General features: G+C 40.3%; 18 protein-coding genes, 1 tRNA gene, 1 pseudogene and 1 riboswitch. Of the genes and pseudogenes, 14 read left to right on the forward strand and 6 right to left on the reverse strand.

Annotation, left to right across the window (positions count from 1 at the left end; translation table 11 throughout):
• Positions 1-2: 2 nt before the first annotated feature.
• Together FS666_RS02535 and FS666_RS02540 are read left to right on the forward strand one after the other, a co-directional pair.
• On the forward strand, positions 3-245 hold the full coding sequence (locus FS666_RS02535) for a hypothetical protein (RefSeq protein WP_144461038.1): 243 nt from the start codon (positions 3-5) through the stop codon (positions 243-245).
• 26 nt (positions 246-271) lie between these two features.
• Complete coding sequence (locus tag FS666_RS02540) at positions 272-1,186, forward strand: MBL fold metallo-hydrolase (protein ID WP_144461037.1); 915 nt, start codon at positions 272-274, stop codon at positions 1,184-1,186.
• Positions 1,187-1,277: 91 nt separating this feature from the next.
• On the opposite strand, the gene FS666_RS02545 is transcribed toward FS666_RS02540, so the two are convergent.
• From FS666_RS02545 to FS666_RS02555, 3 genes are all read right to left on the reverse strand, one after another.
• The gene (locus FS666_RS02545; protein ID WP_144461036.1) at positions 1,278-1,727 is read right to left on the reverse strand and encodes a GNAT family N-acetyltransferase; all 450 of its coding nucleotides are present in this window, start codon (positions 1,725-1,727) and stop codon (positions 1,278-1,280) included.
• A 3-nt stretch (positions 1,728-1,730) separates the two neighbouring features.
• Entirely contained in the window at positions 1,731-2,243 is a 513-nt protein-coding gene (locus FS666_RS02550; protein ID WP_120075271.1) for a YjcG family protein, read from the reverse strand.
• Positions 2,244-2,348: 105 nt separating this feature from the next.
• Positions 2,349-3,068, reverse strand: coding sequence for an alpha/beta hydrolase (locus FS666_RS02555; protein ID WP_144461035.1), 720 nt, complete (start codon positions 3,066-3,068; stop codon positions 2,349-2,351).
• A 222-nt stretch (positions 3,069-3,290) separates the two neighbouring features.
• Here FS666_RS02555 and FS666_RS02560 point away from each other — a divergent pair, with 222 nt between their 5' ends.
• The 4 genes from FS666_RS02560 to FS666_RS02575 all read left to right on the forward strand — a co-directional run bounded on the left by FS666_RS02560 (position 3,291) and on the right by FS666_RS02575 (position 7,034).
• Positions 3,291-4,295, forward strand: coding sequence for a TAXI family TRAP transporter solute-binding subunit (locus FS666_RS02560; RefSeq protein ID WP_144461034.1), 1,005 nt, complete (start codon positions 3,291-3,293; stop codon positions 4,293-4,295).
• Between the two features lie 84 nt (positions 4,296-4,379).
• The gene (locus tag FS666_RS02565) at positions 4,380-4,892 is read left to right on the forward strand and encodes a DUF1850 domain-containing protein (RefSeq protein ID WP_144461033.1); all 513 of its coding nucleotides are present in this window, start codon (positions 4,380-4,382) and stop codon (positions 4,890-4,892) included.
• Positions 4,882-6,837, forward strand: a complete 1,956-nt coding sequence (locus FS666_RS02570; protein WP_144461032.1) for a TRAP transporter permease — start codon at positions 4,882-4,884, stop codon at positions 6,835-6,837. Before FS666_RS02565 ends, FS666_RS02570 begins: the two co-directional genes overlap by 11 nt.
• Positions 6,838-6,961: 124 nt before the next feature.
• Positions 6,962-7,034: transfer RNA gene (locus tag FS666_RS02575), tRNA-Val, on the forward strand.
• Between the two features lie 1,024 nt (positions 7,035-8,058).
• Here FS666_RS02575 and FS666_RS02580 read toward each other — a convergent pair.
• Together FS666_RS02580 and FS666_RS02585 are read right to left on the reverse strand one after the other, a co-directional pair.
• Complete coding sequence (locus tag FS666_RS02580; RefSeq protein ID WP_120076045.1) at positions 8,059-8,391, reverse strand: hypothetical protein; 333 nt, start codon at positions 8,389-8,391, stop codon at positions 8,059-8,061.
• Positions 8,392-8,416: 25 nt separating this feature from the next.
• Positions 8,417-8,842, reverse strand: coding sequence for a helix-turn-helix domain-containing protein (locus FS666_RS02585; RefSeq protein ID WP_144461031.1), 426 nt, complete (start codon positions 8,840-8,842; stop codon positions 8,417-8,419).
• Positions 8,843-9,655: 813 nt separating this feature from the next.
• Between FS666_RS02585 and FS666_RS02590 the strand changes: the two genes are divergently transcribed.
• The 4 genes and pseudogenes from FS666_RS02590 to FS666_RS02605 all read left to right on the forward strand — a co-directional run bounded on the left by FS666_RS02590 (position 9,656) and on the right by FS666_RS02605 (position 12,024).
• Complete coding sequence (locus tag FS666_RS02590) at positions 9,656-10,219, forward strand: hypothetical protein (RefSeq protein ID WP_144461030.1); 564 nt, start codon at positions 9,656-9,658, stop codon at positions 10,217-10,219.
• A gap of 144 nt (positions 10,220-10,363) precedes the next feature.
• Entirely contained in the window at positions 10,364-10,597 is a 234-nt protein-coding gene (locus FS666_RS02595) for a hypothetical protein (protein WP_244943822.1), read from the forward strand.
• A 133-nt stretch (positions 10,598-10,730) separates the two neighbouring features.
• A pseudogene (locus FS666_RS02600) lies at positions 10,731-11,239 on the forward strand (GrpB family protein).
• A gap of 143 nt (positions 11,240-11,382) precedes the next feature.
• The gene (locus FS666_RS02605) at positions 11,383-12,024 is read left to right on the forward strand and encodes an alpha/beta hydrolase (RefSeq protein ID WP_144469094.1); all 642 of its coding nucleotides are present in this window, start codon (positions 11,383-11,385) and stop codon (positions 12,022-12,024) included.
• Positions 12,025-12,448: 424 nt separating this feature from the next.
• On the opposite strand, the gene FS666_RS02610 is transcribed toward FS666_RS02605, so the two are convergent.
• The gene (locus FS666_RS02610) at positions 12,449-13,237 is read right to left on the reverse strand and encodes a hypothetical protein (protein ID WP_144461028.1); all 789 of its coding nucleotides are present in this window, start codon (positions 13,235-13,237) and stop codon (positions 12,449-12,451) included.
• Positions 13,238-13,443: 206 nt separating this feature from the next.
• On the opposite strand from FS666_RS02610, the gene FS666_RS02615 reads away from it, so the two are divergent.
• From FS666_RS02615 to FS666_RS02630, 4 genes are all read left to right on the forward strand, one after another.
• Positions 13,444-14,352, forward strand: a complete 909-nt coding sequence (locus tag FS666_RS02615; RefSeq protein WP_144461027.1) for an EamA family transporter — start codon at positions 13,444-13,446, stop codon at positions 14,350-14,352.
• Positions 14,353-14,415: 63 nt separating this feature from the next.
• A complete protein-coding gene (gene nfsA / locus FS666_RS02620) occupies positions 14,416-15,147 on the forward strand; it encodes an oxygen-insensitive NADPH nitroreductase (RefSeq protein ID WP_144461026.1) in 732 nt (243 codons plus the stop codon).
• Positions 15,148-15,301: 154 nt separating this feature from the next.
• A riboswitch (cyclic di-GMP riboswitch) is annotated at positions 15,302-15,385 on the forward strand.
• A 73-nt stretch (positions 15,386-15,458) separates the two neighbouring features.
• The gene (locus FS666_RS02625; RefSeq protein WP_144461025.1) at positions 15,459-16,223 is read left to right on the forward strand and encodes an EAL domain-containing protein; all 765 of its coding nucleotides are present in this window, start codon (positions 15,459-15,461) and stop codon (positions 16,221-16,223) included.
• 3 nt (positions 16,224-16,226) lie between these two features.
• Complete coding sequence (locus FS666_RS02630; protein ID WP_120075675.1) at positions 16,227-16,565, forward strand: hypothetical protein; 339 nt, start codon at positions 16,227-16,229, stop codon at positions 16,563-16,565.
• The last annotated feature ends 181 nt before the right edge of the window (positions 16,566-16,746 follow it).

A 16,746-nucleotide genomic window follows, 5' to 3' on the forward strand; every position in this document is an offset into this window, starting at 1 on the left:
CAATGGGATATATTGCGCCAATCAGGATGAACCAATATACGGAATATCAAAAAAGAGACCAGGAAAAAATGAAAGCCCGTGATCCCATGCCTGTCCGTTTCACACCGAAAATCAGACTGCAGCCAAAATTTGAATTGAAGACAACTGATGCGGCAATCCCCACAAAATATGAGACGGAAGCACGTAAAAATAAAAATTTTCCAAATGCAACAGGAAAAGGACAGTTTTTAAACGAATATGTATAACAGCATATTTGGAAGGAATGTTAGAGTTGGAGTTCATAAAAATTTCCGATTGCTGTCATTATTTCAACGGTTCTGTCAATATCGGATATATCCATAAAGATGGGAAGGGGATGCTCATTGATTCCGGGATTGATAAAGGCACGGCAAAAAAGGTTTTGAAAATATTGAATGAGCATCATCTTCCCCTCGATTATGTTTTTCTTACCCATGCCCATACAGATCATTATGGAGGGGCTTCGTTTTTACAGAAGCAGCTTCAGGTTAAATTGCATGCACCGCCGCTTGAAGCGGCGATCATGGAACATCCTGTTCTTGAGCCGATCTATCTGTGGAATGGGGCGATGCCGATTAAACAATTAAGGAACAAGTTTTTGGAAGGGGACCCGGTAAAGATTGACGGTTTCATCCGTGAAGGGCAGCATGAATTGGGGCCTTTTCATTTCGAGGCTGTTCATTTGCCTGGACACAGCTATGCGCAGATGGGAATTTTAATTGGGGAGATCCTGTATGCGGCAGACGCTTATTTTGGCGCCGCTGTTCTTGCGAAACATAAGGTTCCATTCATTGTCGATGCGGATGCGGCAATCGACACTCTTGAAAATTTGCTCAATTTATCTTTCCGGGGGGCGCTTCCGGGGCATGGTGATTATGAAATCGATATTAAGGAGACAATTCAGGCAAACATCGACTGCCATGCCAATATCAAACAGTTTCTGTTAAGCTACGTAAATGCTTCCGCAAATGGCATATCAATGAATGGCCTATTGCAAAGAATGTTCGATCATTTCAGGCTGGAAGCGCGCGAAATCGGGCAATGGCTGCTTTTTAGGACATCTTTCACTGCATACATATCTTCGCTCATAGAAAGCGGTGAAGTTTCCATATCCATTAATGGACATACACCGTGGTTAAAAGGGGAATCACTTAAGATTTCGGAGTGAGAACAAGAAATGGCGCCCGGCTGAAAGGGTAAGCCGATTCCCTTTGACGGCTGAAAGTTCCGATCTTCGGGAATCGCCTGGTTCTCCTCCTCTAAACAGGGCGCTTGCTCATTTCTTGTTCCAGTTTCTTTATCATTTTCCGGTGCGGGATCCCCGCGTCAAGAAATTCTTCCGATACGACGATATATCCCAGTTTCTCATAAAAAGGAACAGCATAGGATTGGGAGTTCAAAACAAGTTCCTCAACCGGAAGTTTTTTTGCATATTCCTCAATCTCCGCCATGATTTGGTTTCCTGCACCTTTTCCGCGATATTCCGGAAGAATGCAAATCCTTTCCACTTTTCCTTTGTCATCAAGAATCCGGAATCTGCCCGCGCCTGCCGGCTTTTCCCCATCGTAAAGCACGAAGTGGGCAGAGTTGTTTTCATGCTCATCGATTTCGATTTCAACAGGCACCTGCTGCTCTTCGACAAACACTTTTTTTCGAATGCTGAAAGCATCTTGAAGCTGACTGTCTGTTCCGGCTAGTATGACTCTCATTTATTAGGCTTCCTTTCCAAGGCGAAACGTCTCGTAAACAGTCCATGACCCGTTATCAAGCTGATACAAAAGGTGGAATCGGTCAATGATTTCCTCGTGTTCGACACCAAGCATCCTTAGCTGGCCGTATACATCGGAGTGTTCATCATTTGACAGATTTTGTCCGATAGTAATATGCGGAACAAAAGGGTGTTCCGGCGGATCACCTGGCAAAGAGGCGTACAAGTCCTCGTAAATGTTTTCCAGCTGCGGGGTCTTCTCTGCTTTCAAATAAATCGTGTTGTTTATGGGCTGGAATGAGCTCACTTTTCTGATGTTTAAAGTGAAAGGTTCATTTTTCTTTGCAATTGCTTCCAACTTTTCAGTGATAGAATTGACATCCATATCTGTTTCAAAAGCCGCTTTCAATGTCAGATGAGGAGGAATCAGCGCATAATGGGGATCATACCTCTTCCGATAGGAGTTTGCCAAATCCTGCAATGATTTAGAGGGGAATATAACAATTCCATATTTCATCTCTCTATAACCTCCCTAACTTCGATAATGGTTAAAATCTTCTATATCTTATTACTATAACATATCCCCGACCGCTTTTCCTATAGGACATAAGAAAGAGTTGATTTAACGGGAAAACATCATTGCCAGTGCACGCTTTACGTCGGGCTGCCAGTATTTCCACGAGTGGCCGCCGTCAAATTCGTCATAAAAAGAATCGAAGCCATTTTCCTCAAAGGCCTGATGAAGCTCCCGGTTTGGAGTCAGGAAGTCCTCCACCCGCTCCTGTGAAAACTTGATTTCGATTTCATCCTTTCCGATCACATGATAGATATCCAGGAGATAAGGCTCTTTATGGGAGCGGACAGCAGAAAGCACTTTATCATCTACATAAGGCGAATGTAAAATGACTTTTCCGAAGGTGTGGGGATATTCAATGGCGGCCATTAAGGAAACAGTGGCTGCCAGGCTGTCCCCCATCAAAGCCCTGCATTTCCCAACGCTGCTGGTGGGATATCTCTTTTCCAGCCAGGGAACAAGTTCATGGGCCAGAAACCTTATGTAGGCTTCATTTTTTTCGCCATCCGGATGATATTTTTGCCGTCGGTCCTTCACGTTTTTATAAGGAATGCCGGCGATGATCAGATTTTCAATCTTTTCCCCGGCAAGCAGCTCGTCCGTAAACCTTGTCAGCCTGCCCATCTGGAAGTAGTCTTTTCCGTCCTGAACAATCAATAGAGAATACTTGTACAGGGGCGAATAGGCTGCGGGCAAATAAATCAAAAGCTCTAACCTTTCATCCAGTTCCTTGCTGTCAAACTCTATTTCTGTAATCGTTCCTTGCATTTTATATTAGCCTCCTTCTTTGGCGGATTGTATGTTAAATACTTTATCATATGGGTTGGGTAATGTTAAAAATGACGTTTTGTTAATTTTTAAAAGGGTAATAAGAGAGGGGTTACTGGAAGCTTAAAAGCGGCTATGTGCAGGGAAACCATAAAGTTTGCCTGCATCAAAGTTATTATGCTAATATCAATTTTGTAGAATACAAGTAGGGGGGGCTATTAAATGATTCGCAGAAAAACTTTTTTTGGCATCGCTTTAATGGTAGTGCTTTCATTAGTGCTGGCAGCCTGCGGCGGTGGGGGAGACGATAAAGGAAAGGAAGAGGCAAAAGAAGGCGGAAAAGATTATGGCGTGAAATTCGTCAGTATTGCGACAGGCGGTACCGGCGGTACATATTATCCGCTTGGAGGAAACTTCGCCAATTTGATCAAGGATGCAACAGGGATTGAATCCAATGCAGTCACTTCAGGCGCATCTGCCGAAAATATGGCATTGATCCAAAAGGAAGAAGTGGAAGTCGCTTTTACACAAACGGATATCGCTACATACGCCACTGAAGGAACCAATATGTTCAAAGAAAAAGTGGACAACCTGAAAGGCCTTGGAACACTTTATCCGGAAACGATTCAAATCGTGACGACGGAGAAGTCAGGAATTAAATCTGTAGAAGACTTGAAAGGTAAAACGGTCTCTGTCGGGGAATCCGGATCAGGAACGCTTGCCAACGCGGAGCAGATTCTTGAAGCGTATGGCATGACGCTTGACGATGTAAAAGCCAGAAATTTATCTTTCGATGATTCTACTACGGGAATCCAAGATGGTACAATTGATGCTGCTTTCATTACTGCCGGAACTCCGACAGGTGCTGTTGAAGGGTTGGCGGCAACTGAAAAAGTAGTCATTGTCCCACTCGAAGATGATAAAATTGATGCCCTAATTGAAAAATATCCTTATTATGCAAAGGAAACAATCAAGGAAGGAACGTATAACGCCAAGAGTGATATAAATACCGTAGCGGTCCAAGCGATGCTTGTTGTCAGATCGGATTTATCAGATGATCTTGTCTACGATATGACGAAAGCCATTTATGAGAATACTGATAAAATCGGACATGCTAAAGGTGAGCAAATCAGTGCCGAAAATGCATTGAATGGAATGGCCATCGATATTCACCCGGGTGCCAAAAAATATTTTGATGAAAAGGGCATTTCAGCAGAGAATAAGTGATGATATCCAATGGCGTGAATAGACCGGACCATCTTCTCGGTCTATTCTTTTCTTTGGAGAGGATTGTTTTTTCGGGAGATAAATATGCCCAGACGTTTAAAGCTGCTATTTATACCATTTATAATTATCATACTTTTAGCGGTTCCAATAACAGATACTATCACGATCGAATCTCAAAAAGAACATAAGCTTCTTGCTTTTTTTCCGCTCCGTGCAGCTGACAGCCGTTTTCAAATTGTATACACCCATTCCATCCATCATTCAGAGGTAAAAGAGTCCTATCGGGTACTGAAAAACGGGACCATCCGCCAGACGGAATTGGAGTACGAGGATACAGCTGTAGGCATGCCGGCCAATGCGGAGGAAGGGGAAACTTTCCGGATGAAAGACGGTAAATATTATATCCGGAACATGAAGCGTGATTTTCCTTGGATTGATCTCAGCACGGGCCAGGTAAGTGCCGATCATCGTCTGGTGGCGGGGGAGAAGGTAACACCTTTTAAGGAGTTTGCAGAGCCCGGATCTGTTGTGAGAATCAAAAAAAGGAAGCTATCTTTATGGCAGCAATGGAAAGGAGTGAATCTTGTTGGCAGATAAACCGGTCCATGAGACTTTATCAGAAGAAGAACAACAGAAAATATTAGAAAAATATGACCCGGAATCAGCAACGCGGAAAGTAAAAGGAGCGCTCGGCTGGATTATATTTTTTGGTTTGCTGGCTTTTTCCATTTTTCAATTGTACGCGTCTATTACTCAATCTGTACCGCGCCAAATTCTGCTGTCCATTCACCTGGGATTTGCACTTTCACTTATATTCCTTCTTTTCCCTGCGAGAAGAAAGGCGGGGCGGAAGGATAGGGTGGCATGGTACGATGTCATATTAGCCATCATATCAGTTGGAATAGGCGCCTATTGGCCGCTGATGATTGAAACGATTGTCAACCGGGTGGGAACATTGACAACACTTGATTTGACAGTCGGAACGCTTGCTGTTTTATTGACGCTTGAAGCAACGCGGCGAGCTGTCGGACTACCGATTACGATCATCGCTCTTTTATTTATGGCGTATGCTTATTTTGGCCCGTCAATGCCGGGATTCCTGGCTCATAGAGGATTGAATTTTGAAAGCCTCATCAATACGATGTTTTTTACATCACAGGGGATTTTGGGAACGCCGTTGTACGTTTCTGCAACCTTCATATTCTTATTCCTGCTGTTTGGCGCTTTCCTTGTGAAAACCGGGGTCGGCCAGTATTTCAACGATTTGGCTCTCTCGATTGCAGGGCGAAGGATCGGAGGGCCGGCAAAGGTTGCGATTTTCTCCAGTGCCCTGCAGGGAACAATCAGCGGGAGCTCGGTTGCAAACGTGGTAACATCCGGATCATTTACGATACCGATGATGAAAAAGCTCGGTTACCGCAAAGAATTTGCGGGTGCTGTTGAAGCCGCTGCATCAACAGGCGGGCAAATCATGCCGCCTGTCATGGGAGCAGCAGCATTTTTGATGGTGGAATTTATCGGGATCACATACTGGGAAATCGCAAAGGCGGCTGCCATCCCGGCGATCCTTTATTTCTCCGGAATATGGATCATGACCCACTTTGAAGCGAAGCGGGTTGGCCTTAAAGGTTTGTCAAAAGAGGAAATGCCGGATAGAAAAGAAGTTTTAGGCAAGATCTATTTGCTGCTTCCAATCTTGTTGATTATTATTTTACTGATGACTGGCGTCAGCGTCATGCGTGCAGCCCTTTGGTCCATCATTGGCACGATTGTTGTCAGTGCCATTAGGAAAAGCACACGGATCGGATTTAAGCAGATGGTGGAGGCCCTTGTGGACGGTGCAAGAACCGCTCTGTCCGTGGCGGCGGCCACCGCTTCGGCGGGAATCATCGTCGGCGTTGTTACGAAAACAGGTCTGGGGCTGAAGCTCGCCAATGGATTGGTCGGCTTGGCCAATGAACAGCTGTTATTGACATTGTTTTTCACAATGCTGACATCCATTGTACTTGGTATGGGGTCGCCTACAACAGCCAACTATGTCATCACATCAACAATTGCGGCACCCGCTATTATTTTGCTTGGTGTCCCGGCGCTATCTGCCCATATGTTCGTTTTTTATTTCGGGATTGTGGCAGATATTACACCGCCGGTCGCTTTGGCGGCGTTTGCAGCATCTGGTGTCTCCGGAGGGGAACCGATCCGAACCGGAGTCAACGCATCGAAACTGGCAATCGCAGCGTTCATCATTCCATACATGTTTGTACTGTCGCCTGAATTGCTAATGATCGATACAACGGTCCCTTATCTGATCTGGATGGTATTCACGGCTTTCACCGGGATGATCGGAATCGGAGCGGGAATCATCGGATTCTGGTACAGAAAACTATACTGGTTCGAACGAATCATCGCCGTAGTTGCCGGACTTATGCTCATGTATCCTGAGGGAATGTCTGATATTATCGGGCTCGTGTTATTCGTGGCAATGATTGCAACGCAAATGTTCACAAAGAATAAAGGAAAATATAAATTGGCGGAAAGCTGATAGGGTGAGCGCCACCTTGACAGAGTGGCGCTCCTTAACCCATAAAAAATTTTTCAAGAATAGTAGTTGACATTATTTGATAGATGTTATATATTATTAATTGTCGACTTGATCATAATAATTTGATTCCGTAGCTCAGCTGGGAGAGCGCCACCTTGACAGGGTGGAGGTCGCTGGTTCGAACCCAGTCGGAATCATCATCGGAACCCTTGATACTTAAATATTTCAAGGGTTCTTTTCTTTTGCTCGGAAGCTGTTATAAATGCTATTGTTGCCGAATTGTTGACGAAATTATTTTTCTTGTGTTTTTTTTGATGTGAAAAGGTCATTTAGTTTTCCAGCGGCAGCTTCATCAGCTGCTTGCAGAGGGTGGCCGGTGTCCATTGTAATTCTAATATCAGCCTGCCCAAGTCTTTCTGCAATAATTTTAGCGTGGACACCTTGATTGATAAAAGAGAAGCTGATGTGTGCTGCAGATCATGCAGCCGAATATATCGGATTTATTTCTGTCCGTGAATCTTCTCCACCAGTTATTCGGCGTAGTTGGATAAAAATGAGTTCCATCCTCATTGCAGAATATCCAATTGTGATCATGCACTTTCCGAAAATTCTTTACTAAATCTCTTTTCCTAACTAATTCCATGTAAAGTTGCCGCAACATTACCATTACTGATTCTGGCACGCTTACGATTCGTTCTGATGCGAATGACTATGAACTTTTTATAACCCGCTTCCCGCCTTCCCCCGGACAATGGACTGATTGATCAGTATCTGATTTTTGTCCCAGTCGATGCGATCTGCTTCTAGTCCCAATATTTCACCACGTCAATAGCCTCTAGTCTTAACCTAATATATATTGTTCCTCTTCTGGACTGAGGCTTTGGGAAAGAGTGCGCTTTTAAATGTCTAATAGTTTCGTAGTCCACATCATCTATAAACGGAGCGTTAAGCGGCTTGATCTGTACTCCCTATTGCCAGCAAATATCATACATGTCAATTTCATCAGGAAAGGAATAGTTAAAATGTGAAAGTACTCTGTTTGCTCTTTCTTCCCAGTAGTCGGATTTCTGTATTTTATTCAGCTGCATGTTATCGCTTCCGAGTCAAACTATGTAAGAAAATATTGGTCATTTCGTAATGGGCAGATATCCCCATGTTTAATATATAAATTAACACGACCTAATCGATCGTGCATTGTATAGATGCATAAATATTTATTTACTATTTAACCCTTTTCAAATCTCTTAATTCACTTTCTTGCTCCAAAGAACGTGCCGAGAGTAGTTCAATAATCCTGTGCTGGCTGTCTTGAATGGTTTTTAATTGCTTGACGCCCTCATTTGTTTCCATGGAGGCTTGTTTTATTAGCTGCTGTTCATTTCTTAATTCCTGCAACTGTTCAGCATTGTTGGCTACTTGATTTGTAATTGCATCAATCTTTGTTTCGGTCCTTTCAAGACGTTTCGTTAATTCCTTCTGCCCAGCTTGTACTTCCTTTTGTCCAGACTCTAACGAATCCAACTTTTGAAGAATCAAATCTAATTTTTTCTCCATCCTTAATCACCCTTTCAATTTAATTTTAATCCTCCTGCTCCCCAAATCCATCACCATATTTCTCATCATCTTCCTCTAGGAACATCTTTTTCATTTTATATAGCTTGATTAACTCTTTGACCTTCTTCTCTGGGTCAGATGCAAGATCGTGGAACATGATAGGGTGTTTCTTTAATTCTTCAAACACCTTCAATTCTTCGGGAGATAAAGTGATCTCTTGGCCGGCAACAGTGACCTTATTATTTATTTCATTATTGTCGGTTCTACCAAGAAGGTAGTCGGTAGAGACTTCAAAAAAGTCGGCAAGTTTTTGTAGTGTTTCTGTATCAGGATTTCTATTTCCGTTTTCATATCCAGAAATAGACACTTTTATAACATTCACTTTTTTACCAAGCTCTTCTTGTGTGATTTTTCGTTCATTGCGTAGTTTTTTTAATCTGTCACCTAACACAGTTAACACCTCGTTTCTTACCAATATTATAAGTTAACAAATAGATAACATGAAGAGAAATAATATATAATTAACTAATCAGAAACTTTTTTTGCAAAAAATAGTTGATAGGTTAACGTGTGGGGAACTATACTGCAGTTAACCTCATGTTAATAGAAAGGAGGCAGATAAATATGGCGCTCTATAGCTTAAAAAAAATTCGCACAAAGACTTCAGTGACAAGCTCGCCAGATGTTGCGCCATGTTCAGCTACACCACGAATAAACAGCGAATCAGCATTAAGGCCAATTTTCTTCATAAGTCAACACCTCCCTTCTACGAAAATACTACCACAGAAGGGGAGTAGCAAAAGAAGTCAGCTAGGAGGTAATCAAATGATTCATCACTACATTACTAAATACGAAGAAGATGGAAATGTATCTGCCATTTAATACCTGAATTTCTTCAACCTGGCGCTGGCTTAAAAGCATATGTATTTGCGCCCTACATACTAATGCTAAGTTCCCTCCGGCCGAAACCAATCGAAGTTCCACCGAATCGTTACTGCAAGAAGCCGTTCCCGGTTCTCTATGTCTCGCAACCCGGTCTTAAAGACAGCATATAGACCTTGCCTAATGGTTGCTACGCTGAATTTCTGCATCGGCTCAACTCACAGGATCAGGATAAATAAAGATAGAACAATTAAATGGAAATACCCTACTCTGGCTGTGAATGGGGAACGACCATCCAAAGGGAAAAATAAAAACTAAATTTCGTTTGATTTGACGAATAGATATCGATATTTTTTAGACTTTATTTGAAGGAGGAAAACTCATGATTAATCCCGGGCATAAAGGAATTTACAAACAATCATTAATTAGAAAAGAGAGAATCCCCCCTGTCGAAGCAAAAACACGAGCGGAAGACATGCTGTGGGATGAAGAGTGTTTGCGTATATTTACCGATGCCTCAGAGTTAATGAGACAAGGTATTTTTGGTTTAGGAATTTGTTTTATCGGCCAGGGCCAAACTTCGGTAAAGTCGAAAAAACATTATAATCCGTCAATGAAGGCGGTGAATGTATATGCCGAGCTTGTTGCGGTTGAATTTGCAGTAGATGAATTACTAAAAGCAATACATAATAACAATCATGCCTTGCCATCAAGGATAAGGATCTTAAGTGATTGGAATGAGGTTGAAAAATTGAAAATCACTTCAAAAATTACTAAAAACAATGCGATAAATAAAGTGGCTGAAAGAATAAATGAAAAAACGAAAAGGTTTTCAGCGCTCTATCCAGACTTTGATTTAGATTTAACTTTTATTGGTAAGGACGAAAGGCGTTATAACCCATACTACACCGCTGCCCATAATGCAGCAAAAAAGATTATTAGATGAACTTAAAGAAATAACACTCAACTTTTCCCAAGGGTTGTGCGAAGACTTCAAAAAAATGCCAGATTTAAGGATTAATTTTATATTGATCTTGATTAAGGACAACAGTACCATCGGCTGAAATTATTAATTGAAGCAATGGAGTGGATGAAAAAAATGAAAATAAAATATTTTAATGATACCGGAAGAATAGTCACTATTCATCCCGCCACATTCCTTCAAGGATGCACTGGCGATAAGGATCCGATTAAATATCTTGAAGAAAGAACTTTTATTTTACCAGAAGGAACTTATCCTTGGGTCAAAATGTGGGATTATGGAGAGGCGGGATTAAGTATTTTGGTCTCACCAATAGCGGATAAAGACCATTCTGTTGAGTGATAACGTGACAATGAATAAACATAAAAAGTTCTAGCCATATCATATTCCATTAAAGGGCCATATTGTGGAATAGAAATACTGACGACTTCGGTTTAAGGTAGTTCCATCAATAAACTGCTTGGAGGTATGATGTATGTTGGGATTACCAAAGGGAGAGGTCTTTTTAGTACCTTGGACTGAAGCTTGGGAAAAAGAATTTTTATTAGAGAAGAGTAGAATCGAGAAGGAAATCGGTAATTATATTGTTGATATTCATCACATTGGAAGTACAGCGGTAAAGAAATTAAGTGCAAAGCCCATTATCGATATAGCTATTGAAATCAACGAATTTAGCGATGGCAAATATTGTGTATCACCTTTGAAGGGTTTAGGCTACTCCTACAAAGGCACAAACATTCTCCCGGATAGATACTACTTTAATAAAGGAGAACCAAGGACACATCAGATCCATATGTTTCAAAGTGGAAGTAAGTATCTGTTGAGCAGTTAAAATTTAGAGAGTACTTAAGAGATAATGATGAAGCAAGAATTGAATATCAGCAACTCAAAATAAAATTATCAGAAGCAAACAAGCATGATAAACATAAATATGCAGATGCAAAAACTGATTTTGTTAAAACAATTTTAGAAAGATGTAAATAGCGTAGTTCAAAAAACGAGCGCATTTCCGGAATATGACTGCGCTCTTTTTATTTATCGGGCCAGATTTTTGAGGAAAAAAGGATTTTATTTGTAGGGGCTGCAATTAATTAAGTAAACAGAATGATAAGGTCAGGTGGCGCTATATGAAGGTTAATCAAAAAAAAGTTTTTATTAAGGAAAAAGAAGTCCATTACACTCATATTGAAAATGGAAGCACGGTTGTTTGTTTTATGTTTTCTGGGTCGGGCTATTCGTATGATAAGCCACTATTTTATTATTCGACTATGACAATGCTTCAAAATCAGTATGATGTTGTCCACATCCATTATTCTTACGGAAAAGACATATTTAAACTTCCATTAGAAGATATAACAAAAATCATCATTGAAGATGTAACACCTATCATTGATGAGGTGCTTAAAAATCATCAAGATCAAAAAGCTGTATTTTTAGGGAAATCATTAGGTACAATTCCAATCATTAACGGATTTATGAAAAACAATATGTTTATGGATTCTAAAATGATTTTACTTACGCCATTACTGGGATTTGACTCAATTTTTGAAACACTATTAATGACTAACTACTCTTCACTAATTGTAATAGGGGAAGAAGATGAGCATTATATTCCAATTAAAATCGAAAGCATTAATAATAAAGCAAATATAATAATTGAAAAAATCCCTAACGCTAACCATTCTTTAGATGTTGAACCCTTTAATACCTCAATGTCCATCACTTCCGTAGATAAGGCAATGAAAAGATTAGACGCTTTTCTCAAGTAATAACTCTTATTCAACGATCGGGCGCAATTCTTGAATAATACTTTCAGACTGTATTTCATAATACACTTTAGATAATTTGAATATGGAGCAAATACACTCTACCTCCACAATTTTTTGATGAAGACTGCACAAAAATTGTACAGAATTTCTAGAAACAATGGAAATAACAGAATCAGCATGCATAAACATTCATCTGAGCTTTGATTTAATGGACTTAATGGAATCGATTTATACATTTTCCTGTATAAACTCGTTTTCGGGAATTGACAAGGTGGAGGTCGCTGGTTCGAACCCAGTCGGAATCACTTAATCAAAAAGGCGCTGATCTAATAAAATTAGGTCAGCGCCTTTTTTCTTATACTTTAGTAACTCATTTTTTCTGCGAAATTTACAACAAAATTCATTCTGATCTGCCCAAACCCATCTAATCAGGGTCCCGAAAGCGGATTTTTTGTTGATATTGATATACTTTTCCATCTGTTTGAAACGAGTATTTATTCCAAACGCTTGCATCTTCGTTCGTCTCTTCCGTTTCCAATAACTGCAATTCACCCGGTTTCAAAGTCATTATTTTTGAATCAATGACTTTCATTTCCTTGTTGTTGCTGTTCAAAGCGCGGAGTTTTACCTGCACTTCTTGTTTCTTGCCCATATTATTTTTTATAAAGTATTGATTTTTATATGCTTGGTTTCTGCAATATTGACTCGACCGCCTTAGGCAATCTTTTTCGGAATTTACCAATACTATAGAGAACTCCTCATTATTCGTCTTGTTGGCGGCTTCTATCGCCTCATTAATCGAAACAGCAAAGGCAACTTTTTCCCCCAAGGGCGCTGCAATAAAGAAAATGATAAAGAAATACAATGCAAAACACCCGGTTATAATCTTCACCACTTTGCTATTATGGGTTGGGCTTTGGCTGCCTAACTTTTTTGTAATGATTAAATTTAAAACCAGCATAAATCCGCAAATGAGCAAGATGATCCCCATACTAACCCAGGTTTCTATTCTTGTTTGAAGCAGCGGAAACTCATATGAACGGAGTAAATAGATATGTACTATCATGCCGGCAATAATAAGCAAGAGCTGAAGGGAAACCAGCAATTTCCACGGGACATTTTCTTTTTTGATTGATTTGACATAGGCAGTTGACCAAATCAGGATCAGCCCCGGAATAGAAAAAATGATGATAGCTGCCATAACAAAAATCAAGTCAGTTCACCTCATTTCGGGTTATCAAGAAAAAAGTATGCTTTTCAAAAAGGAATAACTAATATTTTACCAAATTCATTGAACATCTACACACGATCACGCAGAAACTCTTTTGCTATTTATAAAGGATTGATTATATTTTTATTTTGGGGTAAGGTAGTAAATGTTTTGATAAATTTGCGAAAACAGGTGAGATCAAAGACATTATGTGGTTTATTTTTTCTATACTAACAGCTGTGTCCTGGGGAGCAGCAAATCTTTTTTACAAAAAAGGTTCCGACAGCAATGACAGGTTCAGCCATCTTAAAATTGTAACAATGGTTGGATTTGTAATGGGAATTCATGCCATTCTGTATATGCTGATTAAAGGAGTCAGCTTTGACCCTTTTGATATGATCAGATACTTTCCGGTTTCGGCCATGTATATTTTGTCGATGACCATTGGCTATATCGGACTAAGGTATATAGAATTGTCAATTGCCGCCCCGGTTCAAAACTCTTCGGGTGCTGTCAGTGCAGTTTTATTATTTTTATTTTTTCCGCGGGAAATGAGTTTCATAGAAATTTCGGGAATTGTCGCCGTTACAGCCGGTGTAATAGGACTTGCCGTTTTTGATAAGCAGGCTGAAACGGCTGCTTTACAAGCGAGCAATGAAGTGATTGAACGAAAATATCAAATTGGTGTACTGGCGATTACATTCCCGATCCTATACAGCTTGATTGATGGACTAGGGACATTTGCGGATGGGATCTATTTGGATGAATTAAAGCTTATCAGTGAAGATTCAGCTTTGTTGGCGTATGAATTCACCTTCCTTATTGCAGCAGTCATTTCATATTTTTACGTTAAAATAATCAAGAAGGAATCATTCGTCATTTTCAAAGAACATGATAAAGGATTGGCTGCCATACTGGAAACGATTGGTCAATTCTTTTATGTATTCGCAATGGCTGGCAATGCAATCATTGCGGCACCGCTTATTGCTGCACATGGAATTTTTTCAGTGCTTTTATCCCGTTTGTTCTTAAAAGAAGTCCTGACATGGCGCCAATATATCATGATAGCAATCGTCATGCTGGGAATCATATTATTGGGGACGGCGGAAGGCGGATGATTGTTGAATGCCTTTGTTTATTTGATATGATGATAAAAATGAATGATGTGAAAGGAAGATATTATGCTGGATTTGTTAACATCGCACGCTTCAGTCCGGAAGTATAAGGATGAGCCAATTTCAGATGAAACGTTTCACAAGATGCTCCATGCTGCCCAGCATGCGGCCAGCTCCAACTTTGCTCAGGCGTATTCCGTTATACAGGTGAAGGATCCGGTTAAAAGAGACAAGCTGGCAGAGCTGTCAAAGAACCGGAAACAATATGATTCGGCCGCATTGGCACTTGTTTTTTGTGCTGATTTAAGAAGGCTTGGACATGCGGCTGCCATTCATGGAAAAAAGATTTTGGGCGGCACAGCGGAAAACTTTCTGGTTGCAGTAATTGATACTGCATTGTTTGCCCAAAACTTTGTTGTGGCTGCTGAATCGAAGGGATATGGCATCTGTTATATCGGGGGTGTCCGGAATAACCCGGAGCCAATCAGTGAGCTGTTGGAACTGCCTGATCTTGTCATCCCTTTGTTCGGCATGACAGTAGGGGTTCCTGCTGAAAAAAATGAAGTGAAGCCGCGCTTGCCGATTGAAGCGATTTTGCATAAAGATACATATGACGAAAACAAATACGATAAAATTCTTAAAGAGTATAATTCGGTCATGGAAGAGTATTACCGCAACCGTTCCGCCAACAGTAAAAGCAATGGGTGGACGGACGTCATGGCAGCTTTCCTGTCTGAGCCGCGCAGGACCTTTATGCTAAATTTCCTGCAATCAAAAGGATTTCTGAAAAATGAATAGTTCGAAAGCCCCGGTCTATTTTGGGCCGGGATTTTTTTGGCTGCAAAATTGTATTCTGTGTAAATTTATAGGCGCAAATTCATATAATTTTGTCAAAAGGGTAGGAATTTTGTCGTATTTTGTTATAATAACATTTGTAATCATTGCATTGTTTTCCAGATAAAGGCAAACTTATTGAAAAATAAGGACGCAAAGCTACGGGCCTAAGGCTATTTGCTATGGTGGCCGAGTTACCAAAGGAAATTGGACACTAAAGGTGGGCCCTTTTTTCCTGGGCCCGCCTTTTCGTATTGGGAAAGGGGGTATGAAGTTTGTCTTTTAAACGTTTTATCCAAACCGAACAGTTCTATCATTTTTTTCAACCGATTTACGATTTGGAAAACAGTAGAAAGGTTGGGTATGAGGCGCTGTTAAGAGCTAAGACATATCCAAATCCCGAATTAACTTTCCAAATGGCCAAAAAAGAAAATCAGTTATATGAATTGGATTCACGTTCCATCCAAAAAGCTGTTTTCAGCTTCAATGAGGTACGTCCATCGGGAGAATACGAATGCTTGTTTTTAAATGCCTTCCCGTCGACTATTTTAAATCCAAGCTTCCCTGCTTTTCTCAACAGAATGATGGCCGGTACCAATTTGAAAAAACAACGAATAGTCCTGGAGATATCTGAATCCGAGGTTATCGAAGATCTGCTTGACTTTAAACAGCGGATATCTGAACTTAGGCAGGATGGATTTTTAATAGCGATAGATGATATCGGGACAGGTTATTCAAACGTTGAATCCATCATTGAATTGGAGCCCGATTATCTGAAACTTGATCGATACTTCGCCCAAGATTTACATATGTCCCAAGGAAAGCAGGAGTTCATCTCAGTTTTTAAAAATTATTGTGAAAAAACAAAGAGCGGGCTAATTTTAGAGGGGGTGGAAACGGAGGAGGAACTCCAAGCGGCAAAAGCATTGGGGATTTCGATTGCCCAAGGCTACTTTCTCGGAAAGCCTGCTTTGTTATGCAACTCTGAATTCAACTCTCCTATTTTAGTAGATCAACGGAACAACAGTAATAAGGAGTAACAGATGTCAGCAATTAAAGAATATGACAGATATGATATACTGTCATCGCAATTCCCATTTAAGAAGATTCCAGTTGACTGTTCAGAATATGATTCGCTAAAGAGGATATTTCATTTTCTGCTTGAACATACCGACATTTATTATCTCGTTTTTTTAAAAGAAGAAATGTTGGTTCAGTATCTTAAGTATCATCAATCAATGCATTTTAGACTGATCTCTTTTGCCCAGGCAGTAAGTGACATTAAAATTTTTACACTTTATCTGCGAAATAATAAAAGAATCAATAAAGAGTTAAAGCTTGATGTATCATTGCAAAACTACAATTTCTGGATAAACCTGTAAGAGTTCTCTTCCTCCGGAATAGTGCCGGTCCAAATGCGTTGGGATTTCTATCTATGGCTTTTTTACTATTTAGAAAAAAGACGTATTCATCATTCTCTGTAAAGATCATCAAAAATCAGCCGATACATAAAGTTGTAGATAAAGAATCGTACATGACCCCGGGATATTAGGCCTATTAAAT

Origin of the sequence: Siminovitchia fortis (assembly GCF_007681465.1) — a bacterium.
GTDB classification, from domain to species: Bacteria; Bacillota; Bacilli; order Bacillales; family Bacillaceae_C; genus Siminovitchia; species Siminovitchia fortis.

Excerpts from the sequence above, each read along its gene's own strand:
- FS666_RS02535 (WP_144461038.1), top strand. The coding sequence starts at position 3 with ATGGGATATATTGCGCCAATCAGGATGAACCAATATACGGAATATCAA.
- FS666_RS02545 (WP_144461036.1), bottom strand. The coding sequence starts at position 1,727 with ATGAGAGTCATACTAGCCGGAACAGACAGTCAGCTTCAAGATGCTTTC.
- FS666_RS02550 (WP_120075271.1), bottom strand. The coding sequence starts at position 2,243 with ATGAAATATGGAATTGTTATATTCCCCTCTAAATCATTGCAGGATTTG.
- FS666_RS02555 (WP_144461035.1), bottom strand. The coding sequence starts at position 3,068 with ATGCAAGGAACGATTACAGAAATAGAGTTTGACAGCAAGGAACTGGAT.
- FS666_RS02560 (WP_144461034.1), top strand. The coding sequence starts at position 3,291 with ATGATTCGCAGAAAAACTTTTTTTGGCATCGCTTTAATGGTAGTGCTT.
- FS666_RS02565 (WP_144461033.1), top strand. The coding sequence starts at position 4,380 with ATGCCCAGACGTTTAAAGCTGCTATTTATACCATTTATAATTATCATA.
- FS666_RS02580 (WP_120076045.1), bottom strand. The coding sequence starts at position 8,391 with ATGGAGAAAAAATTAGATTTGATTCTTCAAAAGTTGGATTCGTTAGAG.
- FS666_RS02590 (WP_144461030.1), top strand. The coding sequence starts at position 9,656 with ATGATTAATCCCGGGCATAAAGGAATTTACAAACAATCATTAATTAGA.
- FS666_RS02595 (WP_244943822.1), top strand. The coding sequence starts at position 10,364 with ATGAAAAAAATGAAAATAAAATATTTTAATGATACCGGAAGAATAGTC.
- FS666_RS02605 (WP_144469094.1), top strand. The coding sequence starts at position 11,383 with ATGAAGGTTAATCAAAAAAAAGTTTTTATTAAGGAAAAAGAAGTCCAT.
- FS666_RS02615 (WP_144461027.1), top strand. The coding sequence starts at position 13,444 with ATGTGGTTTATTTTTTCTATACTAACAGCTGTGTCCTGGGGAGCAGCA.
- nfsA (WP_144461026.1), top strand. The coding sequence starts at position 14,416 with ATGCTGGATTTGTTAACATCGCACGCTTCAGTCCGGAAGTATAAGGAT.
- FS666_RS02630 (WP_120075675.1), top strand. The coding sequence starts at position 16,227 with ATGTCAGCAATTAAAGAATATGACAGATATGATATACTGTCATCGCAA.